Source organism: Pseudomonas sp. BMW13, from assembly GCF_013357275.1.
Classification (GTDB): domain Bacteria; phylum Pseudomonadota; class Gammaproteobacteria; order Pseudomonadales; family Pseudomonadaceae; genus Aquipseudomonas; species Aquipseudomonas khazarica.
Window position 1 is genome coordinate 213977 of the sequence record NZ_SUKD01000004.1, and the last position, 26167, is coordinate 240143.

Here is a 26167-nt window from a genome sequence, read left to right on the forward strand (position 1 = left end):
CGCGTGCTGTCCATGCGCGTCGCCTAGCGGCGGTAGGCCAGGGCGATGATGCCGCCGACCACGATCAGACCGCCGAGCACCTGCAGGGCGCCGAGCAGCTGGCCGAGGATTAGCCAGCCGAACAGCATGCCGGCGACCGGCTCCATGTTCATCACCGGTGCATTACGCGCGATATCCAGGCGCGGCATGAGGATGAACAGCAGCGAGAACGCCGTTCCGTAGAGCGTCACCAGCACGCCCAGGGCGATCCAGCCGGCGAGTGCGTTGGGCAGGCCCACGCCACCGGGCAGGGCGCCGCTGGCGCCGACCATGGCCGAGAGGCTGAACACCACCGCCATGGTCAGCATGCTGCGGACCCGGCCGGGCATGGCCGAGAGGCGGTGCTCGGTGACCCACAGTGCCACGGCGAAGACGCCGGCGGCGGTCAGGCTGAACAGCACACCCTCGACCCAGCGCTCGTCGATGGCCCCCTGGCTGGCCAGGCGCGCTGGTACATCCAGCACCAGCATCAGGCCGATCAGGATCACGCCCATGATCACCGCGGCCCGGCGGGTTGGTGCCGGGCCGCCGAGTATCCAGGTCAGCAGGGCGAGCAGGATCGGCGACAGGTTGACCACCAGCAGGGCCAGGCCGACCGGAATGCGCGCCACCGCCGAATAGATGCAGAAGCTCTGCACCGCGATCAGCGTGCCCAGCAGCAGTTGCCAGCCCCAGGTCTCGCGCTTCAGGCGCAGCGAGTCGCGCTGCCAGAGCACCAGCGCACTGAGCACCAGCAGGGTCACCCCGGAGCGGCAGAGGATCGCCAGCAGCAGGCCGGCTTCATGGTCGAAGGCGATGCGTGCGGCGATGTGGTTGCCGGCGAACGAGCAGGCCAGCGTCGCGAGAATCAGGGCGGCGATGTGCCGGGGGAAGAGGGCGGCAGACATGGCGGAGCGAAATGTCCTCATACAGCAAGGAGCCGCCCGGAAGGCGGCTCGGGATGGATCGACGACCTGCAGCCGATGACTTACAGCACCACGCTGGGCAGCCAGAGGGAGATGGCAGGGATGTAGGTCACGGCCATCAGTACCGCGAACAGCGCGATGTAGAACGGCAGCAGAGCCTTCACGGTGTTCTCGATGCTGACCTTGCCGATGGCGGCACCGACGAAGAGTACCGCACCTACCGGTGGTGTGATCAGACCGATGCCCAGATTGACCAGCATGATCATGCCGAAGTGCACCGGGTCGACGCCGAACGAGGTGACCACGGGCAGCAGGATCGGGGTGAGGATCAGGATCAGCGGGGCCATGTCCATCAGGGTGCCGAGCACCAGCAGCATGAAGTTCACGCACATCAGGATCACGTAGCGGTTGTCCGACAGGGTCAGGAACGCGGTGGTGATCTTCGACGGAATCTGCATCAGCGTCATGATGTAGCCGAAGCTGGCGGCGAAGGCGATGAGGATCATCACGATCGACAGGGTGCGCACCGTGCGGTGCAGCATCTTCGGCAGCTCGCTCCACTTGTAGTCGCGGTAGATGAACATGGTCACGAAGAAGGCCCAGACCACCGCCACGGCTGCCGACTCGGTGGCGGTGAACACGCCGCTGAGGATGCCGCCGAGGATGATCACCATGGTCATCAGGCCCCACAGCGCTTCCACGCAGATCTGCAGCGCCTGGCGCAGCGGGATCACTTCGCCCTTGGGGTAGTTGCGCTTTCTGGCGAACAGCAGGCAGAGCGTGGCCATGGTGGCGCTGAGCAGCAGGCCGGGGCCGATGCCGGCGACGAACAGCGCGGCGATCGACACCGTGCCACCGGCGGCCAGCGAGTAGATCACCGAGTTGTGGCTGGGCGGGGTCAGCAGCGCCTGCACCGAACCGGAGACGGTGACGGCGGTGGAGAACTCGCGCGGATAGCCTTTCTTCTCCATTTCCGGGATCAGCACCGAGCCGACCGAGGCGGTATCGGCCAGCGACGAGCCGGAGATGGCGCCGAAGAAGGTCGAGGCGGTGATGTTGACCAGCGACAGGCCGCCGCGGACGAAGCCCACCAGAACCCCGGCGAACGCCACCAGGCGCCGCGCCATGCCGCCTTCGGCCATGATCGCGCCGGCCAGGACGAAGAAGGGGATGGCCAGCAGGGAGAATTTGTTCACGCCGCCGGCGATCTGGATCATCACGGCGTGCAGCGGAATCTCGATCCACCAGGCGCCGATCAGGGTCGCCAGGCCAAGGGCGTAGGCGACCGGGACGCGCAGCAGGATCAGGGCGATGAAGCTGCCCAGCAGGATGGCGGCATCCATTACACGGACTCCTTGGAATCTTCGCAGTTCTCGTAATCGACGACGCGGCGCTTGTGCTGATCGCCGTAGAGCAGTTGTTCGATGACGAACAGCAGGGTGACGAAGCCGCCCAGCGGAATCGGCGCGTAGCTGATGCCGACGCGCATCCAGGTCAGCGTGCTGAGGTACTGATTCCAGGTGGCGACGCACAGCTTGTAGCCCCAGATCAGCATGAACAGGCTGATGGCACCCATGGCCAGGCGCACGAACAGGGTGAGAAAGGGTTGCGCCATGTCCGGCAGGCGATCGCTCAGCACCTGTACCGCCATGTGTGCGCCGGCACGGTAGCTGGCGGCGGCGCCGATGAAGGTGAACAGCACCATCAGCAGGATGGCCACAGGCTCGGGCCAGCCGAGGCCCTGGCCGAGTGCGTAGCGGCTGAACACGCCCCAGGGGATGATCAGGGCCATGATCACGATCGCCAGCCCGGCGGTCGCGATACAGGCACGGTAGATGGCGTCGTTGACGCCCAGAACCAGGTTTTTCATGAGACTTCACCGGTGACGCGACGTGGCCGGGGCGCACGCCGCGTGCTGCGCGTGGATTACTGAACGGCTTCGATGCGCTTGATCAGGTCGGCGAACTGCGCGCCGTACTTCTCACGGACCGGGGCGGTGGCGTCGTAGAACGGCTTGGTGTCGACCTCGATGTACTCGACGCCCTCGGCCTTGAGCTTCTCGTCGCTGGCCTTTTCCTTGGCGACCCACAGCTCGCGCTCTTCCAGCTGCGCTTCCTTGGCCAGCTTCTTGACCAGCGCCTGCTGCTCCGGCGTCAGCTTGTTCCAGGTGGTCTTGGACATCAGCAGCGGCTCGGGGAGGATCAGGTGGTGGGTCTGGGTGTAGTACTTGGCCGCGCGGAAGTGGTTGTGTTCGAGCAGGGTCGGCGAGTTGTTCTCGGCACCGTCGATCACGCCGCTCTGCAGGGCGCTGAAGATTTCCCCGGTGTCCATGGCGATGCCGTTGGCGCCCATGGCGTTGAGGGTGTCGATGAACAGCGGGTTGCCGATCACGCGGATCTTCATGCCCTTGAGGTCTTCCAGCTTGCGCACCGGCTTCTTGGTGTAGAGGCTGCGGCTGCCGGCTTCCATCCACGCCAGGCCGACCATGTTGAAGTCGGAGTTGGTGATGGCATCGAGGATTTCCTGGCCAATCTCGCCGTCGATCACCTTGCGCATGTGCGCGATGTCGCGGAACACGAAGGGCATGTTGAAGACGTTGGTGGCGGGGACGACCGGGCCGACCGAGCCGAGGCTGACGCGGGTCAGCTGCACGGCGCCGATCTGGGTCTGCTCGATCACTTCCTTCTCCGAACCGAGTACGCCGCCAGCGAACATGCGCGACTTGATCTCGCCAGCGGTCGCTACATCCAGCTTCTTGCCGAGGTTGTCCATGGCCACCACGGTCGGGTAGCCGGCCGGGTGGATTTCAGCGATCTTCAGGGTCATCTCGGCCTGGGCGAAGGTGGACAGGCCGAGAGCCAGAGGAAGTGTGGCGAGTAGCAACTTGCGTTTGAGGTTCATGCGGAAAGCTCCGTCTTGTTGTTGTTGGTGAACAGCAGCGCGAGACCGGTGCCACGAGGTGGCCCGGGGTGAATCGGATCAGGGGCGCAAGGCCGGTTCGGCCATGCCGCGCACGCCAGGGCTCAGGGCGAACACACCGCCGGCCAGCGGCTGCTCGGAAACGTCGCCGGCGGGGCGGATCGAGGTGACGAACAGGGTGTCCAGGTGCGGCCCGCCGAAGGCGCACATGGCGGGTTTCTGCACCGGAACCGCGAGCGAGCGGTCCAGGCGGCCGTCGGGGGTGAAGCGATGGACCAGCCCGGCGTCGTTGCCGCAGATCCAGTAGCAACCGTCGACGTCCACCGCCGCGCCGTCCGGGCGGCCGGGGTGGCGCGTCATGTCGATGAACAGGCGGCGGTTGTGTGGTGTGCCGCTGTCCGTGTCGTAGTCGAAGGTCCAGACCGCCTGCACCGTCGGGTGCGAGTCGGACAGGTACATGATCCGGCCATCGGGGCTGAAGGCCAGGCCATTGGGCACGATGAGGTCGTCGAGCCGCTGCTGCAGCTGGCCGTCGTAGCGATACAGCGCGCCGACGCGGGCACCGGCGGCCATGTCCAGCAGCATCGTGCCGGCCCAGAAACGTCCCTGGCGGTCGCAGCGACCGTCGTTGAAGCGCATCTGCGGGCGAGGGTGTTCGACGCGTGCCAGGCACTCGCTGCGGATGCCGCCATCGTCCTGCGGGCGCAGGTGGAAGAGGCCGCTCTGCATGCCGGCGAGCCAGCCACCGGACGGGTGCATGGCCAGGCAGGCGAGCATTTCATCGGCCTGCCAGCTCTGCGTCTGGCCATCGGCCACGGACCAGCGATGCAGCCGGCCTGCGGGAATGTCGACCCAGTACAGTGCCTGTTCCGCGGCGTTCCATACCGGGCTTTCTCCGGTCGCGTTGCGTGCGTCGACAATCAGTTCTGCTGACATGGCCGTGGTGTGCTCTGGTTGTTGTCGGGGCAGGAGCGGGGCGTGCGGGCGTCAGTCGTCGCCGAACGGGCCGGCGGCCACGAAGGCGCCGCCCTGGTAGATGCGCGCGGGGTCGTCGGCGGCTGGCAGCGGTTGCGCCTCGACCTTGTCGCGGAACACTTCGGAGCTGTCCCTGGCCTGGAAGCCGAGGTGGGCGGCGAGGTGGTTGTCCCACCAAACGTCGCGATTGTCCGACATGCCGTAGACCACGGTATGGCCGACGTTGGCCGTGTACAGGCAGCGTTCGATCAGCTGGGTGAGGTCGTCATAGCTCAGCCAGGTGCTCATCATGCGGCGATTGGCCGGCTCGGGAAACGACGAGCCGATGCGGATGCTGACGGTCTCGATGCCGTAGCGGTCGAAGTAGAAGCTGGCCATGTCCTCGCCATAGGACTTGGAGAGGCCGTAGTAGCCGTCCGGGCGCCGCGCCGAGCGGGCGTCGAGCCGTTCGTCCTGCTGGTAGAAACCGATGACGTGGTTGGAGCTGGCGAACACCACGCGCTTCACGCCATGGCGGCGCGCCGCTTCGTAGATGTGGAACACGCCGCAGATGTTGGCGCCGAGAATTTCCTCGAAGGGGCGTTCGACCGAGACACCGCCGAAATGCAGGATGGCATCCACGCCTTCGACCAGGCGCTGGACCTCGGCCTTGTCGGCCAGGTCGCAGTGCACCACTTCTTCGTGCGGGCCGGCGGCGGGGGCCATCTCGCCGATGTCGGACAGGCGCAGGATGTTGGCGTAGGGGCGCAGGCGTTCACGCAGTACCTTGCCCAGTCCGCCAGCGGCGCCGGTCAGGAGAATGCGGTCGAAGGGGCGTAGCTCTCGGGACGTGCTGCTCATGCTGTGGCCTGGACTCTTGTTGTTGTTTTGGTGTCATACGTTGTCGTATGACATGGATCGATTATCAGCAGCACCCGATGCGCTGTCAACGTGATAATCGAGGCTTTTCCTCAGGCTTTGCTCTGCGCACGGGTATGCCTCTATAGTCGGCCTGGAACGGATGAAGCCGCATGCCATCTGCATTGCTGCCGTTTTCTCTGCACTCCAGGCGATGGCGCGAGGCCTGTTCCAGGTGCCGCACGGTGGTGTGGCGAATATCGGCCAGCGCTGGCCGTTCGACTAAAGTTGTATGATGACTGCGGCTCGGGGGAATGACGCGAGCCGGGGTGTGAAACCGTGCATGATGGAGCCGTGAGATGAGCCGGAAACCTGCCGGGATACGCAGCAGCACAGCGCCCACGCTGATCGACGTGGCCAGGGTCGCAGGGGTATCGCCGATCACCGTGTCGCGCGCCCTGGGGCGGCCGGAGGTGGTTACCGATGCCACGCGCAAGCGGGTGCTGGAGGCGGTGCGAGCTACCGGCTACGTGCCCAACCTGGCGGCGGGCTCGCTGGCCTCCAGTCGCAGCCGGCTGGTGGCGATCTTCCTGCCGACCATCGCCAACTCGATCTTCGCCGACACCGTGCAGGCACTGACCGACCACCTGGCGGCGGTGGGCTACCAGACCCTGCTGGGGCTGACCGGCTACCGCCCGGAGCAGGAGGAGGCGCTGCTCGAGGCGGTGCTGGGGCGGCGCCCCGACGGCATCGTCCTGACCGGCACCGAGCACACCCAGGCCAGCCGTGAGCGCCTGGCGCGGGTCGGCATTCCGCTGGTCGAGGCATGGGACCTGTGCGAGCGGCCGCTGGACATGCTGGTCGGCTTCTCTCACGAGGCGGTTGGCCAGGCAGTGGCGACCTACCTGCTCGGCAAGGGCTACCGGCGTGTGTCGGTGGTGGGCATCGACGACCCGCGCGGCCTGCGCCGTTATCGCAGCCTGGTGGCGGCCCTGGAGGGACGCCTGGAGGCACCCGTCAGCGCGCAGTTGTTGCCGGCGCCGGCGACCCTGGCGGTCGGTCGCGAAGGCCTGGCGCGACTGCTGCAGGCCGGCGCGGCCGGGGAGGTGGTGGTGTGCAGTTCCGATACCCTGGCGCAGGGGGTGATGGCCGAGGCGGCCAGCCGTGGCTTGCGCGTGCCCGAGGACCTGGCGGTGATGGGCTTTGGTGACCTGTCCAGTGCGGCGCACACCCATCCGCCCCTGTCCACGGTACGGGTGGACGGGGCGCGCATCGGCCGTGCCATCGCCGAGGCCCTGCTGGCGCGCATTGCCGAGCCGGCCAGCGGACGCCAGCCGCTGCGCCTGGACGTGGGCTTCGAACTCATCGAACGCAGCAGCGCCTGAGCCTGCTGCGCATTGCCGACCGTTTGCTGCAGCGCCTAGCCCAGACGCAGGTGGTTGTCCCAGAGCCCGGCCGGCAGGTCCAGGGCCTTGGCCACGATGCGCTCGCCGCGGCAGTCGTACAGGCGGCAGCGGCCCTGGCCCGAGGTCACGACGAAACCGTCGGCGACGGCGCCCACCCCGGCACAGTCCGGCAGCGGCACGTCCAGGCGCACCTCGGCGCTGTCCAGGTCCCAGACGAAGAAGCGATTGCCGCGCGGTGCGGTCATCGCCAGCAGGCGCAGGTCGTCATGGATCGCCAGGCTGGCGGTGTACTGGCTCATCATCGCCCGTTGCGCCTCGCCCAGCGGGAACGCCTGGAAGGCCTGGCCGGGACGCTTGATGGCGAGCAGGGGCACGGCGTCATGCAGGTCGCCCATGTACTGCTGGCCGCTGACCACGGTGCCGTCGCGGGCCACGGCGAGGTGACGGACGCTGTTCTGCTGGTCGGCCAGTTTCTCCTGGCTGACCAGGCTGCCATCGCGGCGCATCAGCACCAGGCTGGAGTCCATGGCGTCGAGGTTCATCTCCACGCGGCTTTCCGCCTCGGTGCGGATGCCGCCGTTGGCGACCACCAGGGTCTCGCCGTCGGGCATCCACAGCAGCTGGTGAGGGCCCACGCCGTGGGTGCTGTGTTCGCCGCTGCGTTCGAGGTGTTCGCCGTTCAGGCGATAGATGCCCAGCACGCCGCGCCCTGGCTCTGTGGTGTCGTTCTCGGTGGCGTAGAGCCAGTCGCCGTCCTGGTGAAACACCGCGTGGCCGTTGTAGTGGCGGCCTTCGGCAGCGACCAGGGTCTGCAGCAGACGACCGTCGCGGGTGTCGATCAGGTAGCTCTCGGTGCTCGGCCGGCGGCCGACGAACAGCGCCAGCGGCAGGCTCGGGTGCGGCACCACGTCGTGGCAGCGCTCGGTCACGGCGGTGGCGAAGGCCTGCTGCCCATCGAGGTGATAGCCCACGGCATAGTGCTTGCCGTCGGCATCGTCGCGGGCCGACAGCAGCAGAGGCTGGCCGGACGGGCCGAACAGGGTCCAGCTGCCGAAGGCGCCGGCGGCGGCCAGGCTCGCCGCCACGGCGCCCAGGCCGAGGAAGGTTCTGCGCTGCATGCTCAGTCTCCGTCGTGGGCGTTGAAGCCGATCTGCACGCCCAGGGCCTTGGCCAGGTCGCTTTCCTGCAGGCGATGCAGGCGGTTGAGGCTGTCGTACAGCTCGTTCAGGCTGGCGCGGCCGGCCTCGTCGGCGAGCAGTTCGCCCAGCGGGCGCTCCAGCGCGGCGAGGCGCTGACGGGTCTCCTGGTAGGCCGCGTCGATACGTTGGGCCAGCTCGGCCTGGTCATCGCCGAGCAGCGCCTGAATGCCGTCGCGATTGCCGCCATGCCACAGCAGTTCGGCGCTGGCCAGCGCCGCGCCGAGGTTGGCCAGGCTGGCGGTGCTGCGCCAGGCCTCGGCCTGGTACGGCTGGGGGATGCCCTTGGTCTGGCGGCCGAGCGGGGCGCCGAGCTTCTTCTTCAGGCCATCGATGCCGCTGATCTGCACGCGCAGCAGTTCGGCGATGGCCTCGTTGGCGTCGGCGTAGCGGTCGTTGGGGAAGGTCTTCAGCTGCTCGGCCATGCCCGACTTGCCCTGCCACTCGCCGACGATGTTGCCGGCCAGCTCCTGCTGGTGCACGCCGATCGCCTGCAGCAGCGCGCAGTAGCGGGTTTTCTGCTCGGGCTGGGACAGGTCCAGCTCGGGGTCGAAGAGGATGTACTCGTAGGCGGTCAGGCCCTGGACCACCACGCTGGCGTTCGCCAGGTCGTCCGGAGTCAGCTGCGGCTTGTTCTTCAGCAGGGCTTCGACCTGCCGCTGCACCAGGTTCTTCTTGTCCGGCCAGAACTGGATCTGCCAGGCGCGGTTGCCTTCGGCCAGCGGGCCGATCAGCAGCGGCTGCAGGCCGGCCCAGGCGCTCTGCGCGCCGAGAAAGGCCTGGCGGGCGGCCGTCAGGTCGGCGCTGCCGGCGCAGAACGCGGCGGAGCTGGTGGCCAGCTGGCGATCGGCTTCCTGCCAGCTGGTGTAGGCCGGCAGCAGTACGCCGTCGGCCAGCGCGGCGCTGACCTTGGCTTTGGGGTCCTGCTGGCCGCAGCCGACCAGGGCCAGGCCGAGCAGGGAGGCGATCAGGGTTTTGGGCAACATCGCAGGCTCCTTAGAGGGTGTTCACACGATCGACGAGCGAAGACGGGACGAAGCGGTTCGAGGATGCGCAGTTTACTGCGCCGAACACGCATACCGGGGGCAATTTCAAGGCCGTGTGGTCGAATGCAGGCATGTTGGCGGCGCTCTCCTAGAGGGAGTTGAGGAAGGCGAGCAGCGCGGCCCGCTCATCGCTGTCGAACTGCAGCACGCGCTGCCGGGCCGCCTCGGCCTCGCCGCCATGCCAGAGAATCGCCTCCAGCAGGTTGCGCGCGCGTCCATCATGCAGGAACTGGGTATGGCCGTTGACCGCCTCGGTCAGGCCGATGCCCCACAGCGGCGGGGTACGCCACTCGCGACCGCTGGCGAGAAATTCCTCGCGGCCATCGGCCAGGCCTTCGCCCATGTCGTGCAGCAGCAGGTCGGTATAGGGGCGGATCACCTGGTTGGCCAGCTCCGGCTCGGCGGCTGCGGCCGAGGTGGTGAAGCTCGGGGTATGGCATTTCTGGCAGCCGGCCTGGTGGAACAGGCTCTTGCCCTTGAGCACCTCGGGGGCATCGACATCGCGCCGCGCCGGCACGCCGAGGTTGCGGCTGTAGAACAGGACGCTGGCGAGGATGGTGTCGCTGACCTCCGGCTCACCGCCGTGCGCTGCGGCGAGGCAGTCGGCTTGCGCGGCGGTGCAGTTGTCGTGGGGGATCAGCGAACTGGTCAGGCCCATGTCGTTGGCGAAGGCATCCGCGTTCTGCTGGTTGAGGCTGGGCTGGCCGGCCTTCCAGCCGAAACGGCCCAGTGCGCTGCGCTGCTGCTGGCGATCCCAGACGCGGTTGGCGCGTCCGGAGATGCCATCGCCATCGGCGTCGTCCGGGTCGGCGGCGGCGAGGATGTCGGCTTCGGCGATGGCTTCGAGCAGGCCAAGGCCGATCATCGGCGGGGCGATGCGCACCGAGAACAGGGTATCCGGGTGCATGGCGCCGTAGCCCAGCTGGCTGATTTCCAGGCGCGGCTTGCGCAGTTCCACCTCGGTGCCGTCGGCGAAACTCACCGGCACGCTGCTGTAGCTGACGCGCACCTTGCCCTCGGGGGCCACCCCGGGGTTGGCCATGTCCTGCAGCTGGGTGCCATAGGTCGGCTCGGCGACCACACCCTGTTGCAGCAGACGCTCGGCATCCTCCGGGCGCGCCGGCAGGGACAGGCGCACCAGCATCGACGCGGCGCTCAGCGCATCCGCCGCCGGGGGATGGCCACGGCCGTCCTTGATGTGGCAGTTCTGGCAGGCGTTGGTGTTGAACAGCGGGCCCAGGCCGTCACGCGCGGTGGTGGTGGCGGGGGCCGTGACCCAGGGGTTGCGGAAGAAGCTGTTGCCTACCGAGAAGTCCAGGCGCCGGCTCGGCGCCAGGTTCGCCGATGGCAGGGAGAAGGCGTTGTGGTCGAACTTGCGCACGGTGGCCGCACCGGCGGACAGCGCTTCACCGGGCTCCGCTGCGGTGAAGTTCGCTTGCTGTTCGCAAGCGATCAGGGGCAGGACCAGAAGAGGCAGCAAACAGCGCTGGAGCGGCGACATCGGGAGAGCTATCCGGGCGGGCAGGGGAACGGGGCGCCAAGATTAGCAGGCTAACGGAATTTAAATAAGATCAATTAGCGTTATCTGCCGGGGCAAAAGGTCGCGCGTCAGCGGCATGTGCCCGTCGCGGCGCGAGTGGCGCGCAAATGGGCAGGACGCCAACGCCGTGCCCACGCGGGCTCAGCTGACCCGGAAGCGATTGATCTGTTGTTGCAGGTCGCTGCCCAGGCGCGCCAGGTCGACGCTGGCGGTGGAGGTCTCCTCGGTCGCGGCAGCCGATTGCTCGGCGATGTCGCGGATATTGGCGATGCTCCGGTTGATCTCCTCGGCGACCGAACTCTGCTCCTCGGAGGCCGTGGCGATCTGCTGGTTCATCTGCTGGATGCGCGACACCGCTTCGTCGATCCGCGTCAGGGCGGTACCGGCGTGGCGCGCCGCCTCCACGGTCTCGCCAGCCATGCTGCGGCTCTGCGCCATGACGCTCACTGCGCTCTCGGCGCCGTTCTGCAGCGCGGCGACCAGCTGTTCGATCTGCTGGGTGGACTCCTGCGTGCGGCGCGCCAGGGCGCGCACCTCGTCGGCGACCACGGCGAAGCCACGGCCCGCTTCGCCAGCGCGCGCGGCCTCGATGGCGGCGTTGAGTGCCAGCAGGTTGGTCTGCTCGGCGATGCTCTTGATCACGTCCAGCACCGTGCCGATGTTGGCGCTGTCGCCCTTGAGCCGGCCGATGGCCTCGGCGGAGGCTTCCACGGTGCTGGCCAGCTGTTCGATGCGGGTAATGGCCTGCTGCACCACCTTGTCGCCCTCGCGGGTCTGGTCTTCCGCGTCGCTGGCCGAGCTGGCGGCGTTCTCGGCGTTGTGCGCGACATCCTGCACGGTGGCCGCCATCTGGTTCATGGCGGTGGCGACCTGGTCGGTCTCCATGCGCTGCTGGGTGACGCCGGCGCTGGTCTGCTCGGTCACCGCCGAAAGCTCTTCCGCCGCCGTGGCGAGCTGGGTGATGCCCGCGCCGAGCTGGCCGATCAGGTCCCGCAGGCTCAGGGTCATGGCCTGCATGGCCTGCATCAACTGGCCCAGTTCGTCGCGGCGGTCGCTCTCGATATTGGTGGTCAGGTCGCCGTCGGCGACCTGCCGGGCGATGCCGACCACGCGCTGCAGCGGGGTGACGATGGCCTGGGTGATGAACAGTGCGCAGAGCACGCCGAGCACGAAGGCGATCGCGGCGGCGATCAGCAGGGTCTGCTTGGCGTGGCTGGAGTCGCTCGCCAGCAGCTCGCGCTGCAGCTTGAGCGACTGGCTCGACGCGGCCGTGACCTCGCGCGCGCGGGAGGTCATGTCTTCTTCGCTCTGGTCCAGCTCGCCCAGGTTGTTCTTCAACTGGGCGAAGTGGCTGCGGTAGGCGGCCAGTTGCTGCAGCGCCTCTTCCACCTCGGCGCGCGCGGCGGCGTCCTGCAGCGTATTGAGCAGTTGCCGGCTCTTGTCGTCGAGCGACTGGAAGTGGCCATCGAGGAGCTGCGCGTACTGGTCGTCGCGGCGCAGCAGGAAGTCCTTCTCGCGGCGCCGCGCTTCCAGCAGCTCGCGTGCCAGTTGGCTGGCCTGGTTGGCGCGGTCCAGGGTGTCGATGCTGCTCTGCGCGCCGCTCAGGCGGATCTGTTCGACGGCCAGTTGGCGCAGCTTGGCCTCCAGCTCGGTGAAGCGCTTGAGCGCTGCACGGGCGGATTCTTCCATGGCTTGCTGCGCCTCGCTGCTGGCCTTGCCGACGGCCTGCAGTTGCGCCAGCTCGTCGCGGTAGCCACTGGCGTCTTCCTGGATCTGGCGCATCAGCGCCTTGTTCTCCGGGCGCGCCAGCTCCGCTTCCTTCGCGGCGGCCTGCTCCTGTATCTGCTGCGACAGGCTCAGGGCCTGCTGCATGGCGGTTTGATCGTCGCGCAGCAGGTAGTTCTTTTCCTGCTGGCGCGCGCGCATCAGGTTGGCGTCGATCTCGCTGACGCCCAGCAGGCTGTCGATGCGATCGAGGGTGCTGTCCAGGCTGGTGTTGCCGATCCAGGCCGTGGCCAGGGTGATGAACAGGATCAGGCCGAAGCCGCCGAGCAGTTTTTTACGAACACTAAGGTCAAGAAGCATGCGAGTGACAGTTTTCATGACGATTCCCTGTGCTGTGTGGCGGCTGACAACCTCGAACTGGCCTGATGGATCGGCTGCGGCGAACGGGTCGTTGCCGCCGAGGGACGCCGGCAGGGTAAGGCGTGCCCCGGCGTCCATGCGGCTTGCTGCGTGTTCCTGCCAGGAAAGCAGCGCTGCCCTGTTCACAAGGCAGCATAGCAGGCGAAAGGGTGATGACAATTTGATGTCAGTTGCGCGAGGCGGGGCCGCGCGGCGTTGCAGGCGACGGCCTGAACGCCGGGGTCAGCGCCGGGGCGAGGCCCCCAGTTCGGCGGCGATCTCGTCGGCGCACTGCTGCAGGCTCTCGCGGTAGCGTTCGCGCGCCACCGGGCTGTCCATCACCGCCTCCGGGCCGGACAGGTTGATCGCCGCGACCACCTCGCCCCGGTTGTTGCGTATGGCGCAGGCGATGGCGGTGGAGTAGTCGGAGCGGTGCATGACCCAGCCACGCTCGCGGTCACGCTCGATCAGCTGCTGCAGTTCGGGCAGGGTCTTCGGCGCGGGCGGCGGGTAGTCGTCGAGGCGCACGTGCTGGTAGAGCTTGTCCAGCTCCATGGGCGTCAGCGCACACAGCAGCATGCGCCCCATGGCCGTGCAGTGGCAGGGGATGCGGGTGCCGATGGGGATGTTCACCGACAGCCGCTGGGCGGCGAAGGCGCGGCCGACGTAGAGGCTGTCGGTGTGCTCGCGGATGGACAGGTGGCAGGACAGCGAGGTGCGATCGCGCAGCGCATTGAGGTGCGGCATGGCGATGTCCACCAGGTCGCGGCTGGCCAGGTAGGCGAAGCCGTCGCAGAGCACCTGCGGGCCCAGCTCGTAGCTGTTCTTGCCGAGCTTGCGCAGGTAGCCCATGTCGGTGAGCGTGATGAGGATGCGGTAGATGGCCGAGACGCTGACGCCCAGGCGCTCGGCGATGGCGTTGCTGCTCAGGCTGCGCACTTCAGCGTTGAACATCTGCAGGATGCTCAGGCCGCGTTGCAGCGCCGGCACGCGGTAGTCCAGCTCGTCTTCGTGGATGCCCATGGCGTTGGCCTCCTGGAGGATGAAGCGCCATCCACCCTGCGCTCGGTCGTGGCCGCGCAGGGTGGATCACGTGGTGTCAGGGCAGGGCGTCGATGCCCACCGGGTGTCCAGCGAATTCCTGCATGGCATCGAGCAGCGCGCCCCAGAAGTAATGCGCCGAGGCGCGGTCGCAGAGGAGGTGCAGGCCAGGCAGTTCGCCCTGGGGCAGGTTGGCGACGATGACGTTGACCCGTGCCGCCGAGGTCTGCGCCACGCTGCCGGGCGGGAAGGCCTCGGCGCGCAGGTCGACGCCGCACAGCTTGGCCATCACCTCGCTGCCGTGGCGCCCGCTCAGCAGCAACCAGGCATGGCTGTCCTGGCGCGGCAGCAGGTAGTTGGGGCTGCCGTCGAACTGCCAGTCCTGCTCCTGCTGACGTACGCGCGCGCCGGCATCGAGCAGGCTGCCCAGCAGCAGGTATTCGTTCTGCGACAGGCGCAGCACGGCACTCCCGTCGGCCTGGGCGAGCGCCTGGTTGGGCGCGCCCGGCAGGACGAAGCCCTGCGCCTGCAGGCAGGCCGCGCTGGCGACGCCGCGAAACCCGACCCGTGGCAGATTGCTCAGGTCCAGCAGCGCGCAGCGGGCGGCAATGACGCGCTCGTCCTGGTCGCCGTGCGCAGTGGCGATGCAGCTGTCGCCAATCCGGCCCAGGCGGGCCTCGGCGTGCAACCGGTAGAGCGGGCTGCGCTCGCTGAAGTGTTCGGCTCCGATGCTCATGCTCACAGCTCCTGGCGTTGGTTTTCAGGGTCGTAGAAGGGCAGCTGGACCACCGTGGCCTGGACCATCTCGCCGCCTTCGACACGGATCGGCAACAGCTGGCCGGGTGTGGCCTGCTCGGGTGCGCAGTAGGCCAGGCCGATGATCTGGCCGAGGGTCTGCGAGTATTCGCAGGAGGTGACGTTGCCGCTGATGTCCGCGCCCTTGAGCACCAGATGGCCTTCCAGCGGCTGGCTGCTACCCCGGGGCAGGGTGAAACCGACCAGTTTGCGGATCGGCGCCTGCGCCTCGAGGATCTCCACGGCGCGCTTGCCGACGAAGAACGGCTTGCTGCGGGCGATGGCCCAGTGCATGTCGATCTCGGCCGGGCTGGTCATGCCGTCGGTGTCCTGGCCGATGATCATGTGGCCCTTTTCCAGGCGCAGCAGGCGCTGGGTCTCGACCCCGAACGGACGAATGTCATGCGCCTTGCCGGCCTCCATCAGTGCGTCCCACAACGCCTCGCCGTAGCGCGCCGGTGCGTGGATCTCGTACCCCAGCTCGCCGACGAAACCCACCCGCAGCAGGCGCACCGGAATACGTGTGCCGCAGAGGGTGAGCAGGCTGCCCTGGCGCACTGCCAGGTAGGGAAAACCCTCGGCGGACAGGTCGACGTCGTGGCACAGCCGGGCCAGCACCTGGCGTGACTCCGGCCCGGCCAGGTTGACGGCGGCCAGGGCGGCGCTGACGTTGGTGATGTCGACGTTCAGGCGCCACTGCGCATTCCACTTGAGCATCTGCTGGTAGACACGGTCGACGCCGCTGGTGGTGGCGCTGACATAGAAGTGCTGCTCTTTGAGCCGCGCGCAGACGCCGTCGTCGATCACCACGCCCTGTTCGTTGGTCATCAGCGCGTAGCGCGAACGGCCCACCGGCTGCTTGGCGAAGGCGAAGGTGTAGAGGCGGTTGAGCAGTTCGGCGGCGTCCGGGCCGCGCACGTCCAGGCCGCCGAGGGTGGACACATCGATCAGCCCGACCTTCTCGCGCACGTGGCGCGCCTCGGCCTGCATGCAGGCCTCGCGTTGCTCGGGCGCGCCGTAGTAGGCCGGGCGCTGCCAGATGCCGGCGGGCATCATCTTCGCCCCCAGCTCCAGGTGGCGGGCGTGCATGGCGGTCTGCCGATACGGGTCGAAGCCACGCCCGGCGACCTGCGCCAGGGTTTCCGGGCTGAACGGCGGGCGCGCCGTGGTCACCCCGGTTTCACTGACGCTGCGCCCGGTGGCCTGGGCCACCAGGCGCGCAGTGGGCAGCGCCGAGTGGCGCCCCTGCGAAGGGCCCATGCCGACGGTGGAGAAGCGCTTGACCAGTTGCACGTCGCGGTAGCCGTGGCGGGTGGCGTTGACGATATCGCGCACCTGCAGGTCTTCGTCGAAGTCGACGAACTCCTTGCCCTTGGGGTGGGGGAAGATCGGCCAGGGGAAGTTGACCCGCGCCTCGCCCGCCAGCTCGCGCAGGGGCTGGCCGCTTTCCAGGCTCAGCGCCTGCAGGGCGCGCAGGGCGCCATTGCTGGCGTCGGCCAGCAGCGTGTCGAGGGCGTTGCGCCCGTTCACCGAGCCGACCACCTGCAGCCCGGCAGGCAGGCCGGACAGACTGAAGGCGGCGCTGGCGTCGTCGTAGGCCAGCTTGCCGCCGGCCTGGCACGGCAACTGGTACGCTGGCATGTAACCGGCGGACATGCACAGCAGGTCGCAGTCGATGCGCAGGCCGCCGTCCGCGACCTCGCCCTGGGCGGTGATGCGGCGCACGTCGACGGCGCTCAGGTGGTTGTCGCCGAGCGCCTCGTACACGGTGCTGCCGACATGGCAGGTAACGCCCCGGGTCTGCAGGGCGGTGACCAGGCTGCCGTCGTTGGCACGCTCGCGCAGGTCCACCAGGGCGGCGACCTCGACCCCGGCATCGAGCAGGTCGAGGGCGGCCAGGTAGCCGTCGTCGTTGCCGGTCAGCAGCACGGCACGGGTGCCCGGCTTGACGGCATAGAGGCGGATCAGGCGCTGGGCGGCGCTGGTCAGCATCACTCCAGGCAGGTCGTTGTTGCGAAACACCACCGGCTGTTCGAAGGCGCCGGCGGCGACGATGCACTGGCGGGCGCGCACCTTGTACAGGCGATTGCCCTGGATCACCGGCAGGTAGTGGTCGGTGAACCAGGCGTTGCAGGTGGCCTGCCTGAGCACACGGATATTGGCGTGGCCCTCGACGGCGGCGAGCAGTTCGCTGCGCAGCTCGCCCGCGCGCTTGCCCTCGACGTCGAAGCGGGCCCAGGCCAGTGCGCCGCCGAGGTAGCTGTGCTGCTCGATCAGCAGTACCTTGGCGCCGGCATTGGCAGCGGTCAGCGCGGCGCTCAGGCCGGCAGGGCCGGCGCCGATCACCGCGAGGTCGGTGAACAGGAAGGCCTTGTCGTGGTACTGCGGCTGCAACGCCAGGTTCAGCACGCCGAGGCCGGCTTTCTTGCGCACCAGTGGCTCCCAGACCTTCCACATGCCTTTCGGCTTGTAGAAGGCGCGGTAGTAGAAGCCCACCGGCATGAACCTGGAGAAATGCCCGAGCAGGGCGTCGCGGTCCCTGTCCAGGCTGCCGCTGTAGTTCTGCGCGCTGACCTGGAGGTCGGCGGCCAGCGGCTGCAGGTCGGCCAGCACATTGGGCTCGTCCGGCAGCTGCACCAGGGTATTGGCGTCCTGCCCGGCCATCGACAGCGGGCCGCGTGGGCGGTGGTACTTGAACGAACGCGACAGCAGCCAGCGCCGGTTGGCCAGCAGCGCGCTGGCGATGCTGTCGCCAGCCAGGCCCTGGTAGGTGCGGCCCTCGAAGTCGAAGCTGAGCGGCTGGTTGCGGTCGATCAGCAGGCCCAGCGGGGCCGGCAGGCGGACGTCGGCGCTCATGCGCTCACCTCTTCAGGCTGCTTGGCGGGGAGGGTGAAGTCGACGCGCTGGTCGAACAGTTCCTTCGGGTCGAAGGTGCGCAGGATCTCGTCGCTGACGGTGTGGCGCTCGGCGAGGAACCAGTAGCTGGAGGCGTTGTGCAGCCACCACTCGGTGACGACCCCGGCGCGGTTGTCGCAGTTGAACACGTAGTCGGCCCATTCGGCGTCCGAGCAGGTGCCTGGATCGGGCATGCGCCTGAGTTCGCCGCCGTAGGTGAATTCGTTGATGTTGCGGGGCCCGTTGAGCGGGCAGGGCATGATCTTCATGGTGATCCCCAGTCATTCAGCTTGCGTAGCGGGTGGCGTCGGAACGTCCCCCGAGCTTCGATCTGTTCCCTCTCCCATGCTCTTTGATCAAGGGCTGGGAGAGGGCTGGGGAGAGGGTGCTTTTGATCAATGCAGCCCTCTCCCCCAACCCCTCTCCCGCAAGCGGGAGAGGGGCGTTCGTTCAGTGGCTCGCCGCCGTGGCGCCCATCTCGTTGACCTGGCGGAAGCTGGCGAAGCGCTCCAGGGCGAAGGGCTGGATCAGCGCGGGCGTCCTGCCGCCGCTGGCGACCAGCTCGGCCATGGTCCAGCCGCAGATCGGCGTGGCCTTGAAGCCCCAGGTGCCCCAGCCGGCGTCCAGGTAGTAGTTGTCCAGCGGCGAGCGGCCCATGATCGGGCTGTAGTCCGGGGTCATGTCGGTGCTGCCGGTCCACTGGCGCATCAGCTTGGCGCCGGCCATGAACGGGAACATCTCGATGGCATGGGCCAGCAGGCTTTCCTTCAGGTCCAGGGTCGAGCGCGTGTTGTACAGCGGGTACGGGTCGGAGCCGCCGCCGAAGACGATCTCGCCACGGCTGGTCTGCTGCACGTAGCAGTGCAGCGCGCTGGAGCTCACCAGCGGGTCGAGGAACGGCTTGAACGGCTGGGTGACCATGGCCTGCAGCGGGTAGGTGTGGATCGGCGCCCTGATCCCCAGCTTGTTCATCAGCAGCGAGCTGGCACCGGCCACCGCCTGCACCACGCAGCCGCAGCGCACGTCGCCGCGATTGGTGCGCAGGGTGGTGACCTTGCCGTTCTCGACGATGAAATCCTGCACCTCGGTGAGCTGGTGGATCTCCACGCCGCGCTTGGCCGCCTGCTTGGCGTAGCCCCAGGCCACGGCGTCGTGGCGCGCCGTGGCGCCGTCGATGTGCCAGAGCCCGGCGAGTACGGGGAGGTGGCCGGGGTCGAGGTTGAGCATCGGCACCAGCTCGCGGATCTGCTGACGGTCGATCATCTCGGTGCGGCCACCGAAGTGCTTGTTCACTTCGGCGCGCTGGCGGAAGGCGCGCACCGTGGCATCGGTGTGGGCCAGGGTGAGCTGGCCGCGCTCGGAATACATGATGTTGAAGTCGAACTCGTTGGACAGCGCCTTGAACATCCGCACCGACTCGGCGTAGAAGCGCACGCCCTCGCTGGTCAGGTAGTTGGAGCGGATCACCGCCGTGTTGCGCGCGGTGTTGCCGCTCCCCAGGTAGGACTTCTCCAGCACCGCGACGTTGGTCACGCCGTGGTACTTGGCCAGGTAGTAGGCGGTGGCCAGTCCATGGCCGCCACCGCCGATGATGACCACGTCATAGGCCGGCTTGAGGTCCTTTGGCGCAGGCAGGTCGACCTCCACGGGGTACTCCGAGGACAGGCCGTACTTGAGCAGGGCAAGGGGCATGGCGGTTACTCCTGGGCGCTCGGCGCATGTTGCTGGCGGGCAGCGGTGACGGTGTTGTGCATCAGCATGGCGATGGTCATCGGGCCGACTCCGCCGGGCACCGGGGTGATGGCCGAGGCCACCGGCTGCACGGCGTCGAAGTCGACGTCGCCGACCAGACGCGAGCGGCCGTCGTCCTCGATGCGGTTGATGCCGACGTCGATCACCACCGCGCCCGGCTTGATCCAGTCGGCGTCGATCATGCGCGGGCGGCCGACGGCGGCGACCACGATGTCGGCCTGACCGCAGAGGCGTTGCGGCTTGACGCTGCGCGAGTGCAGCACGGTGACGCTGCAGTCGGCGGCCAGCAGCAGCGCCGCCATCGGCTTGCCGACGATGTTCGAGCGCCCGACCACCACGGCGTGCTTGCCGGCCAGGTCGCCCAGGGTGTCGCGCAGCAGGCGCATGCAGCCCGCTGGTGTGCAGGGCGTGAGCACCGGGCGCCCCTGGCTGAGGCCGCCGACGTTCTCGCTGTGAAAGCCATCGACATCCTTGGCCGGGTCGATGGCCTGCAGCACCTGCGTCTCGCTGATGTGCGCCGGCAGCGGCAGCTGCACCAGGATGCCGTGCACCGAGGCATCGGCATTGAGCCCTTCGACCACTTCCAGCACCTCCGCCGCGCTGGCTTCGGCGCCCAGGCGGTATTCCAGCGAGCGGATGCCCACCTCACCGGCGCGCAGCACCTTGTTGCGCACGTAAACCTGGCTGGCCGGATCGCTGCCGACCAGCACCACCGCCAGCGCCGGCTCGATGCCGCGCGCCTTGAGCGCGGCCACGTCGCCGGCGACTTCGGCGAGCACGCGAGCGGCGGTCGCTTTGCCGTCGATCAGTCGTGCGCTCATCGGAAGATCACCGTCTTGTCGTGGTTGAGGAACACGCGGTGTTCGAGGTGGTACTTGACCGCCTTGGACAGCGCCACCGTCTCGGTATCGCGGCCCACCGCCACCAGGGCATCGGGGGTGTAGTTGTGGTCCACGCGCTGCACTTCCTGCTCGATGATCGGGCCTTCGTCGAGGTCCGAGGTGACGTAGTGTGCGGTGGCGCCGATCAGCTTCACGCCACGATCGAAGGCCTGGTGGTAGGGCTTGGCCCCCTTGAAACCGGGCAGGAACGAGTGGTGGATATTGATGGCGCGGCCAGACAGCTGCTGGCACAGGTCATCGGAGAGGATCTGCATGTAGCGCGCCAGCACCACCAGTTCGGTCTGGGTCTCCTCGACGATCCTCAGCAGCTCGGCCTCCTGCTGGGCCTTGGTCTCGCGGGTCACCGGCAGGTAGATGAAGCGGATGCCCTCGCGCTCGGCCATCGGCCGCAGGTCGAGGTGGTTGGAGACGATGGCGGTGATCTTCATCTGCAGCTCGCCCTTCTGGTGGCGATAGAGCAGGTCGGCCAGGCAGTGGTCGTACTTGCTGACCATCAGCAGCACGCGCATCGGCTCGGTGCTGTCGTGCAGCTCCCAGGTCATCTCGAAGCGTTCGGCGACATCGACGAAACCGTCGTGGATCTGCCGGATATCGCCGGCGAAATCACTGTTGAAACGAAACACCGCACGCATGAAGAACGCGCCGCTGATCTCGTCGTCGAACTGCGCCATCTCGCTGATGTAGCAACCATGGTCGGCGAGGTAGGAGGTCACGGCGGCGACGATGCCGGACGTGGCCGGGCAACTGATCTTGATCACGTATGGGTGCTTGGCGGGCTGCATGGCGAATCCTCTGCTGGGGGCGGCGGCAGGAAAATCTTCATGAGTGAAAGCGCTGTTCGTCTACGAATAAAATTTACTGTGACGAATCTATTTTTCGTGCTGGTGATTTTTATAAGTGAATGAACGTGCGCTGTCCATGCCTGTTGGGAATTTTTTTATCCCCAGGGGAAATATTGCTACAGAAGGCATCCGGGCGTGATGGGGCGGCATCGGGGGGGCAGGGGAGCAGGCCGACACGGCCCGTCGTGAGGCACCTGCGCGCGTCAGCCTGACGGGCCTCACTGCCGGTTGGTGGGCAGCGATTGCCGGTAGGCGCGTGGCGTTTGCGCGAAGGCGCGCTTGAAGCAACGGCCGAACACGGTGGCCGGGCGATCTTGTGTCGCTCTCGGCGGTGCTGCGCGCGAAGGGTTGTCCATTTGCGTCGAGAATACGTCCGTAGAGATCGAATTTGGTCGATTTTGCCTTGCTAGAGTGAACGCCATCGGCCCGACCCGGTGCCGCGAGTCATCCACAAAGGCCGCCCAGAGAGGACCGAGCATGGACAGAGCCACCGAGATTCGCCTGATCGCGCAACTGCTGGAACTCCACGCACGCGGCGAAACCCAGTACCACGAGACGACCCGGAGCCACGCCACCGAGCGCTACACCAGCGCGCAGTGGTTTGCCCGCGAGAAAGCGCGGATCTTTCGCAACCAGCCGTTGGCCGTCGGTGCCGCCAACGAGGTGCCCAACCCGGGCGACTACCTGGCTCTGGACTGGCTCGACGGCGTGTCGCTGCTGATGGTGCGTGGCGAGGACGGTCAGGTGCGCGTGTTCGCCAATACCTGCCGGCACCGCAATGCACGGCTGGTGGCCAATGGCGAAAGCGGCTGCAGGAACAGGTTCGTCTGCCCCTACCACGCCTGGACCTACGACAGCCAAGGCCAACTGGCCGGCGCGCCGGATTTCGAGCGTGGTTTCGTCGGGCTGGATAAGGGCCGGCTGGGCCTGATCGAGTTCCCCAGCCGGGTCATCGGCGGCATCGTCTTCGTCCATCCGGACCGCAACCGGCGGGTACCTGCAGACCTGCTCGGCGCAGAGATGCTGTCCGGCATGCGCTACCTGGATATCGAGAACCAGCAGGTCTACAAGCGCCGCAGCTATGTGATCAAGGCCAACTGGAAGGTCCTGCTCGAGGGAGGGATCGAGGCCTACCACTTCAACGTGGCGCACAAGCACACCCTGGCGCCGTTCTTCCTGGGCAACCTGTCCACCTGGGAGAGCTGGGGCGGCCTGTACATGCGCATGATCCTGCCGAAGAAGCCGCTGCTCGAAGCGCCCGACCTGCCCGAGACGCAATGGGACATGCGCCGGATGGCCAACATCATCTACACCCTGTCGCCCACCGTGCTGCTGCTCGCCCAGCCGGACAACATCTCGCTGATCCGCATGGTGCCGCTGGCGGTCGGGGAAACCCGCATCGAAGAAGTGCTGCTGGTCGATCGCCCGCAGGACGGCGGCAGCGAGTGGTCGGCTGACGAACTGCGCAGGCACGAGACCAACCACAACCTGGTGAACAAGATCCTCATGGAAGACTGGGTACTTGGCGAAACCATCCAGGCCAACATGCAGAGCGGGGTGGTCGATGAAGTCCACTTCGGCCGCTTCGAATCGGCCCTGACCTGGCTGCACGACGAATGCGAACGCGCGATGGATGTCGAGCAGATGGTCGTCGCCAGGCAGGTATGAGCGGCGAGCGATACAGTACGGAATGAGCGGTGTTCCCTGGACTTGTGTGCCCGGACGGTCGCTGAGCTACGCTCAGTACCGGAGCGCTCGCTTCTTGGGGCCAGGCATTTATCTGCAGTCATCTGGCCTCCTACGGTGTTGTAAAAGTGCGCAATACGATTCGCTATTGGCCTGGACCAGCCTTTTATAGCCGGTCGTTTGCAGCGAGAAGTGCGCAGTCATCCCGATAAATGAACCTGTCTCCCTGTTCGCTCAGCTACCCAAAAACCAGGAGGGTTTTCATGAGCAATGATCATCTCAAGTTCTATGACAAGGAAGATCGCGCTTCTGCGCTGCCGAGATTGTTTGCTGGGGCCATTGTTGGCCACACCACGACCAACACCGCTCGTATCTGGGTGCGCGCCCATACACCGGGAGATTACTACCTGATTGTCTCCGCTGATCCATTGCCAGAAAGCGGCCAACCCTACGACATACATGGCCAGCAATTACGCGTGGAGGACAGTACAGGTTTGACGACTGTGATTGGTGAGTTGCATGAAATCTCACTGAAATACAGTACCGATGTAACCGGTGTGATAGACCTCGACAACTTGAAGGCCGGGACACGCTATTACTACGGGCTTTTCAGTCTGCTCAAAAAGCGCTCTGAGCGTTGGGAGGTTGGCCGGGACGCACAACTATCCTTCTGCACGCAGCCTGCCGACGTCGAGCGCTGTGTTTTTGGCTTCTACAGTTGTCACATGCCCTTTAAGGGTGGCAATGCTTACAACATGGACATGTGGTCCATGTTTGCGGATGTCCTAGAGGACAACGACTCGGACTTTCTGATTGGCGGCGGAGACCAAGTCTATACCGATGGAGACAAGAGCATTGACATCTGGCGCTGGCTCGTCAAGCACCTCAAAGAGGTAGCTCAACTGAGTGACAGCAAACAGCGAGATGTCATGCTCTCCTGGTACCGTGACATTTATCGCTCATATTGGGGCGCTAACTCGACCAAGCAGGTGTATCGCTCCTACCCCAACTACATGATTTGGGATGATCACGAAATCATGGATGGATGGGGCTCTTACACTGATGCTGAATTAGCAGACAAGCTGGACACGATATTTCAGTGGCAGAACACAGCCACCAATCTGACCCTGGCCCGTAACATGTTCTATTGCGCGCGGCAGGTCTATTACGAGTACCAGCATTCCCACAATCCACACACGCCATTCGGTCCCAAGGCAGAAGACTGCCAGTGGGACTACACGTTTCGTTGGGGACCGCTGTCTTTCTTTGTCATGGACATGCGCGGGCATCGTCGATACGACCCGGCACAGAAAGCCAATCCTGCCTATAACCCTGTTCTTGGTGATGACCAGTGGGCACGTCTCACGAGCTGGTTAAGCGGACCTGACAATAACGAGGATGCCTTCTTCCTAGTATCACCGGTACCTGTCATTCATGCCAACGACTATATCGTCAACGTCGCTGATATCAACGCCTTGGGCCTGGCTGACGACCTTCGGGACGAGTGGGATCACTACAGCAACCAGCATGAGCGGAATCGCTTGCTGAAAGGGTGCTTCACATTGTCACAAAACACCGGAAAACCAGTGGTCTTTCTCAGTGGTGATGTCCATGTCGGCGCATCGTTCTCGCTTTTCTGTCGACAGTACCCGGGCGCGCGTCTCTATCAAATCACATCGAGTGCCATAACTTATGCCAAGACACCTGGGGGGTTACTGAAACTTATCGTCAAGAATCGCGGAAAACTTTCCAATTCGGATCTGGATATTGACTATGAGCGGCTCGGCGACGTATTTCCGGGGCGGAATTTCAGTTTGATGAAATATCAAAAGGTCAACGGAAAGCCACAGCTATTCTGGGACCTCTATGGTAAATCTGGCGAAATTGATAATGCGGTGATCAAGTTGAAGCGAGTGCACATCCTGTATCCGTGAGAGCTGGTGGCCGTTGAGTTCATCCATGAGGCCAGCGGCCACTCATTAGCGTACATCAACTAGCAACGCCTGTGTCCCCGATTGTTTAGCTCCTGGCACTGTTGTGTTCGAATCAGAGGCGGTTCAGTACCTCCCGAAGGCTTCGGTTGTCGCAGCTGTCCTGCGCCCCTGACTATCCGACCACAGCGATACTGACCAAATGCAAGCTAGGCAACGCAAGTACAGGAAAATACCTGATGCAACATTCAATTTATGACTTCAGAACATTTACCCTTGTCCCGATCACCATCGGTATCTATAGCTTCAAATACAGAGAGATATAATCATGACGACCCCTGGGAATAAATATAGCAAAATTGAGGTTGTAGAGAAGCTTACGCCACTAATAGTTGGCGGGTTGATAGCAGGTGTCGCAACATTTTTTACGTATTTAAACGATTTGCGAAGGATTGAGGTTTCGCAGATAGAGCTGATTGGGAGCGTTGGGGATTTGATCACATCTGAAAAGGAGTCGGTTCGGGCGATCGGCTATTCGATGTTTGTGGCAATGAAAAACGAAAGTCTAGCGCTGGACATTATAAGTATAAATAAGGATGTGGCTGGTACTTTAGTAACAAGGGTTATACTTGAAAGTGACGAACTTCCGGTTTCTACTAGAAGATATGCTCGAGATATTTTGCTGGAGCTCCCGTGGCCGAACGCTACATCGACCGCTCCAAGGTCTGAAAGGGATGTGCACCTTTTAGCAAATATTATTCGTGACCGTTATGGCTTCAAGAGTCAGGTCTCCCTTGAGTGTTTGAAGTTTGCATTAAATAATCATGATGATATACAGAGACTTATCGCTTTGGTTGGCAGGGCCACAATAGAAAATAGAAATATTGGACTGGAGTTTGAACGAAACTGGCTCCTCAATTTACTTAGAGGCATCCGGGAGTCCTCAAATTTTCAAAGTCGAGATCAAGTGAGAAAAATAAACGAGCTCGAAGCCGAAGTTCTTGACCCTAGCTGGGGTAGTTCTGGTTGACAAATAATTGGGAGTCGAAGAGCGCTGTTAAAACTTGAACGTAGCCGCCATGATAAGCAATTGGGAACAAGCCACGATATTGATGCTGAGGGGGCGATGGAGGTTGATTTCCACCTCCGTGACCGGCGGCACTCTACCCCAAAGGCCGGTCATCGTCGCGGTAAGCAGGCGTTCAATGTTCGGTGGAAGAGTTAGTCGCCTCAATAGGGCCGCGCATAGGATGCGACGTTAAGCCTCGCCTCAATACTCGATTTTATCAAAACAAGACTATATCTTGAATACGACGACCGGGAATATCCTGGTCCA

General features: G+C 65.3%; 21 protein-coding genes and 1 pseudogene. 4 read left to right on the forward strand and 18 right to left on the reverse strand.

Annotation, left to right across the window (positions count from 1 at the left end):
- Positions 1-23: 23 nt before the first annotated feature.
- The 6 genes from E4487_RS04700 to E4487_RS04725 form a co-directional block, all read right to left on the reverse strand.
- Positions 24-926, reverse strand: coding sequence for a DMT family transporter (locus E4487_RS04700; protein WP_037049197.1), 903 nt, complete (start codon positions 924-926; stop codon positions 24-26).
- Positions 927-1006: 80 nt separating this feature from the next.
- On the reverse strand, positions 1007-2287 hold the full coding sequence (locus tag E4487_RS04705; protein ID WP_037049195.1) for a TRAP transporter large permease: 1281 nt from the start codon (positions 2285-2287) through the stop codon (positions 1007-1009).
- Positions 2287-2814: a TRAP transporter small permease gene (locus tag E4487_RS04710; protein ID WP_037049193.1), complete on the reverse strand. Its 528-nt coding sequence runs from the start codon at positions 2812-2814 to the stop codon at positions 2287-2289. The genes E4487_RS04705 and E4487_RS04710 overlap by 1 nt, the downstream gene beginning before the upstream one ends.
- Positions 2815-2870: 56 nt before the next feature.
- Positions 2871-3845, reverse strand: a complete 975-nt coding sequence (locus E4487_RS04715; RefSeq protein WP_175252802.1) for a TRAP transporter substrate-binding protein — start codon at positions 3843-3845, stop codon at positions 2871-2873.
- Positions 3846-3923: 78 nt separating this feature from the next.
- Entirely contained in the window at positions 3924-4799 is an 876-nt protein-coding gene (locus E4487_RS04720) for an SMP-30/gluconolactonase/LRE family protein (protein ID WP_175252803.1), read from the reverse strand.
- A gap of 51 nt (positions 4800-4850) precedes the next feature.
- Positions 4851-5678 carry an NAD(P)-dependent oxidoreductase gene (locus E4487_RS04725; RefSeq protein WP_175252804.1) on the reverse strand — a complete coding sequence of 276 codons (828 nt, stop codon included), beginning with the start codon at positions 5676-5678 and terminating at the stop codon, positions 4851-4853.
- 356 nt (positions 5679-6034) lie between these two features.
- On the opposite strand from E4487_RS04725, the gene E4487_RS04730 reads away from it, so the two are divergent.
- Complete coding sequence (locus E4487_RS04730) at positions 6035-7060, forward strand: LacI family DNA-binding transcriptional regulator (RefSeq protein ID WP_175252805.1); 1026 nt, start codon at positions 6035-6037, stop codon at positions 7058-7060.
- 35 nt (positions 7061-7095) lie between these two features.
- Here E4487_RS04730 and E4487_RS04735 read toward each other — a convergent pair whose 3' ends face one another.
- The 12 genes and pseudogenes from E4487_RS04735 to purU all read right to left on the reverse strand — a co-directional run bounded on the left by E4487_RS04735 (position 7096) and on the right by purU (position 21154).
- The gene (locus tag E4487_RS04735) at positions 7096-8199 is read right to left on the reverse strand and encodes a DUF1513 domain-containing protein (RefSeq protein WP_175252806.1); all 1104 of its coding nucleotides are present in this window, start codon (positions 8197-8199) and stop codon (positions 7096-7098) included.
- 2 nt (positions 8200-8201) lie between these two features.
- Positions 8202-9263 (reverse strand): imelysin family protein, encoded by a 1062-nt coding sequence (locus E4487_RS04740; RefSeq protein ID WP_037049179.1) that lies wholly within the window; start codon positions 9261-9263, stop codon positions 8202-8204.
- Between the two features lie 148 nt (positions 9264-9411).
- Positions 9412-10824, reverse strand: coding sequence for a di-heme oxidoredictase family protein (locus tag E4487_RS04745; protein ID WP_175252807.1), 1413 nt, complete (start codon positions 10822-10824; stop codon positions 9412-9414).
- 180 nt (positions 10825-11004) lie between these two features.
- The gene (locus E4487_RS24790) at positions 11005-11889 is read right to left on the reverse strand and encodes a methyl-accepting chemotaxis protein (RefSeq protein WP_373921503.1); all 885 of its coding nucleotides are present in this window, start codon (positions 11887-11889) and stop codon (positions 11005-11007) included.
- Positions 11863-13086: pseudogene (locus E4487_RS24795) on the reverse strand (HAMP domain-containing protein); the annotation flags it as partial. The gene E4487_RS24790 and the pseudogene E4487_RS24795, both read right to left, overlap by 27 nt.
- A 144-nt stretch (positions 13087-13230) precedes the next feature.
- Positions 13231-14010 (reverse strand): IclR family transcriptional regulator, encoded by a 780-nt coding sequence (locus E4487_RS04755; protein ID WP_175252809.1) that lies wholly within the window; start codon positions 14008-14010, stop codon positions 13231-13233.
- Between the two features lie 76 nt (positions 14011-14086).
- Positions 14087-14764, reverse strand: a complete 678-nt coding sequence (locus E4487_RS04760) for a sarcosine oxidase subunit gamma (protein ID WP_081876439.1) — start codon at positions 14762-14764, stop codon at positions 14087-14089.
- A 2-nt stretch (positions 14765-14766) separates the two neighbouring features.
- Positions 14767-17679 carry a 2Fe-2S iron-sulfur cluster-binding protein gene (locus tag E4487_RS04765; protein ID WP_175252810.1) on the reverse strand — a complete coding sequence of 971 codons (2913 nt, stop codon included), beginning with the start codon at positions 17677-17679 and terminating at the stop codon, positions 14767-14769.
- Positions 17676-17987 (reverse strand): sarcosine oxidase subunit delta, encoded by a 312-nt coding sequence (locus E4487_RS04770; RefSeq protein WP_037049167.1) that lies wholly within the window; start codon positions 17985-17987, stop codon positions 17676-17678. Before E4487_RS04770 ends, E4487_RS04765 begins: the two co-directional genes overlap by 4 nt.
- Before the next feature lie 181 nt (positions 17988-18168).
- Positions 18169-19410, reverse strand: coding sequence for an FAD-dependent oxidoreductase (locus E4487_RS04775; protein WP_134677112.1), 1242 nt, complete (start codon positions 19408-19410; stop codon positions 18169-18171).
- A gap of 5 nt (positions 19411-19415) precedes the next feature.
- The gene (gene folD / locus E4487_RS04780; RefSeq protein WP_037049163.1) at positions 19416-20291 is read right to left on the reverse strand and encodes a bifunctional methylenetetrahydrofolate dehydrogenase/methenyltetrahydrofolate cyclohydrolase FolD; all 876 of its coding nucleotides are present in this window, start codon (positions 20289-20291) and stop codon (positions 19416-19418) included.
- Positions 20288-21154 carry a formyltetrahydrofolate deformylase gene (gene purU / locus E4487_RS04785; protein WP_037049161.1) on the reverse strand — a complete coding sequence of 289 codons (867 nt, stop codon included), beginning with the start codon at positions 21152-21154 and terminating at the stop codon, positions 20288-20290. The genes folD and purU overlap by 4 nt, the downstream gene beginning before the upstream one ends.
- 537 nt (positions 21155-21691) lie before the next feature.
- On the opposite strand from purU, the gene E4487_RS04790 reads away from it, so the two are divergent.
- The 3 genes from E4487_RS04790 to E4487_RS04800 all read left to right on the forward strand — a co-directional run bounded on the left by E4487_RS04790 (position 21692) and on the right by E4487_RS04800 (position 25861).
- A complete protein-coding gene (locus E4487_RS04790) occupies positions 21692-22882 on the forward strand; it encodes an SRPBCC family protein (protein WP_175252811.1) in 1191 nt (396 codons plus the stop codon).
- A gap of 281 nt (positions 22883-23163) precedes the next feature.
- Positions 23164-24834: an alkaline phosphatase D family protein gene (locus E4487_RS04795; protein ID WP_175252812.1), complete on the forward strand. Its 1671-nt coding sequence runs from the start codon at positions 23164-23166 to the stop codon at positions 24832-24834.
- A gap of 325 nt (positions 24835-25159) precedes the next feature.
- The gene (locus tag E4487_RS04800) at positions 25160-25861 is read left to right on the forward strand and encodes a hypothetical protein (RefSeq protein ID WP_175252813.1); all 702 of its coding nucleotides are present in this window, start codon (positions 25160-25162) and stop codon (positions 25859-25861) included.
- Positions 25862-26167: the final 306 nt, after the last annotated feature.

What these genes read in the sequence shown, in the direction of transcription:
- purU (WP_037049161.1), bottom strand. Translation starts at nt 21,154, where the DNA reads ATGCAGCCCGCCAAGCACCCATACGTGATCAAGATCAGTTGCCCGGCC.
- E4487_RS04760 (WP_081876439.1), bottom strand. Translation starts at nt 14,764, where the DNA reads ATGAGCATCGGAGCCGAACACTTCAGCGAGCGCAGCCCGCTCTACCGG.
- E4487_RS24790 (WP_373921503.1), bottom strand. Translation starts at nt 11,889, where the DNA reads ATGCAGGCCATGCAGGCCATGACCCTGAGCCTGCGGGACCTGATCGGC.
- E4487_RS04790 (WP_175252811.1), top strand. Translation starts at nt 21,692, where the DNA reads ATGGACAGAGCCACCGAGATTCGCCTGATCGCGCAACTGCTGGAACTC.
- E4487_RS04745 (WP_175252807.1), bottom strand. Translation starts at nt 10,824, where the DNA reads ATGTCGCCGCTCCAGCGCTGTTTGCTGCCTCTTCTGGTCCTGCCCCTG.
- E4487_RS04765 (WP_175252810.1), bottom strand. Translation starts at nt 17,679, where the DNA reads ATGAGCGCCGACGTCCGCCTGCCGGCCCCGCTGGGCCTGCTGATCGAC.
- E4487_RS04710 (WP_037049193.1), bottom strand. Translation starts at nt 2,814, where the DNA reads ATGAAAAACCTGGTTCTGGGCGTCAACGACGCCATCTACCGTGCCTGT.
- E4487_RS04725 (WP_175252804.1), bottom strand. Translation starts at nt 5,678, where the DNA reads ATGAGCAGCACGTCCCGAGAGCTACGCCCCTTCGACCGCATTCTCCTG.
- E4487_RS04715 (WP_175252802.1), bottom strand. Translation starts at nt 3,845, where the DNA reads ATGAACCTCAAACGCAAGTTGCTACTCGCCACACTTCCTCTGGCTCTC.
- E4487_RS04800 (WP_175252813.1), top strand. Translation starts at nt 25,160, where the DNA reads ATGACGACCCCTGGGAATAAATATAGCAAAATTGAGGTTGTAGAGAAG.
- E4487_RS04730 (WP_175252805.1), top strand. Translation starts at nt 6,035, where the DNA reads ATGAGCCGGAAACCTGCCGGGATACGCAGCAGCACAGCGCCCACGCTG.
- E4487_RS04705 (WP_037049195.1), bottom strand. Translation starts at nt 2,287, where the DNA reads ATGGATGCCGCCATCCTGCTGGGCAGCTTCATCGCCCTGATCCTGCTG.
- folD (WP_037049163.1), bottom strand. Translation starts at nt 20,291, where the DNA reads ATGAGCGCACGACTGATCGACGGCAAAGCGACCGCCGCTCGCGTGCTC.
- E4487_RS04795 (WP_175252812.1), top strand. Translation starts at nt 23,164, where the DNA reads ATGAGCAATGATCATCTCAAGTTCTATGACAAGGAAGATCGCGCTTCT.
- E4487_RS04720 (WP_175252803.1), bottom strand. Translation starts at nt 4,799, where the DNA reads ATGTCAGCAGAACTGATTGTCGACGCACGCAACGCGACCGGAGAAAGC.
- E4487_RS04740 (WP_037049179.1), bottom strand. Translation starts at nt 9,263, where the DNA reads ATGTTGCCCAAAACCCTGATCGCCTCCCTGCTCGGCCTGGCCCTGGTC.
- E4487_RS04770 (WP_037049167.1), bottom strand. Translation starts at nt 17,987, where the DNA reads ATGAAGATCATGCCCTGCCCGCTCAACGGGCCCCGCAACATCAACGAA.
- E4487_RS04735 (WP_175252806.1), bottom strand. Translation starts at nt 8,199, where the DNA reads ATGCAGCGCAGAACCTTCCTCGGCCTGGGCGCCGTGGCGGCGAGCCTG.
- E4487_RS04700 (WP_037049197.1), bottom strand. Translation starts at nt 926, where the DNA reads ATGTCTGCCGCCCTCTTCCCCCGGCACATCGCCGCCCTGATTCTCGCG.
- E4487_RS04755 (WP_175252809.1), bottom strand. Translation starts at nt 14,010, where the DNA reads ATGGGCATCCACGAAGACGAGCTGGACTACCGCGTGCCGGCGCTGCAA.
- E4487_RS04775 (WP_134677112.1), bottom strand. Translation starts at nt 19,410, where the DNA reads ATGCCCCTTGCCCTGCTCAAGTACGGCCTGTCCTCGGAGTACCCCGTG.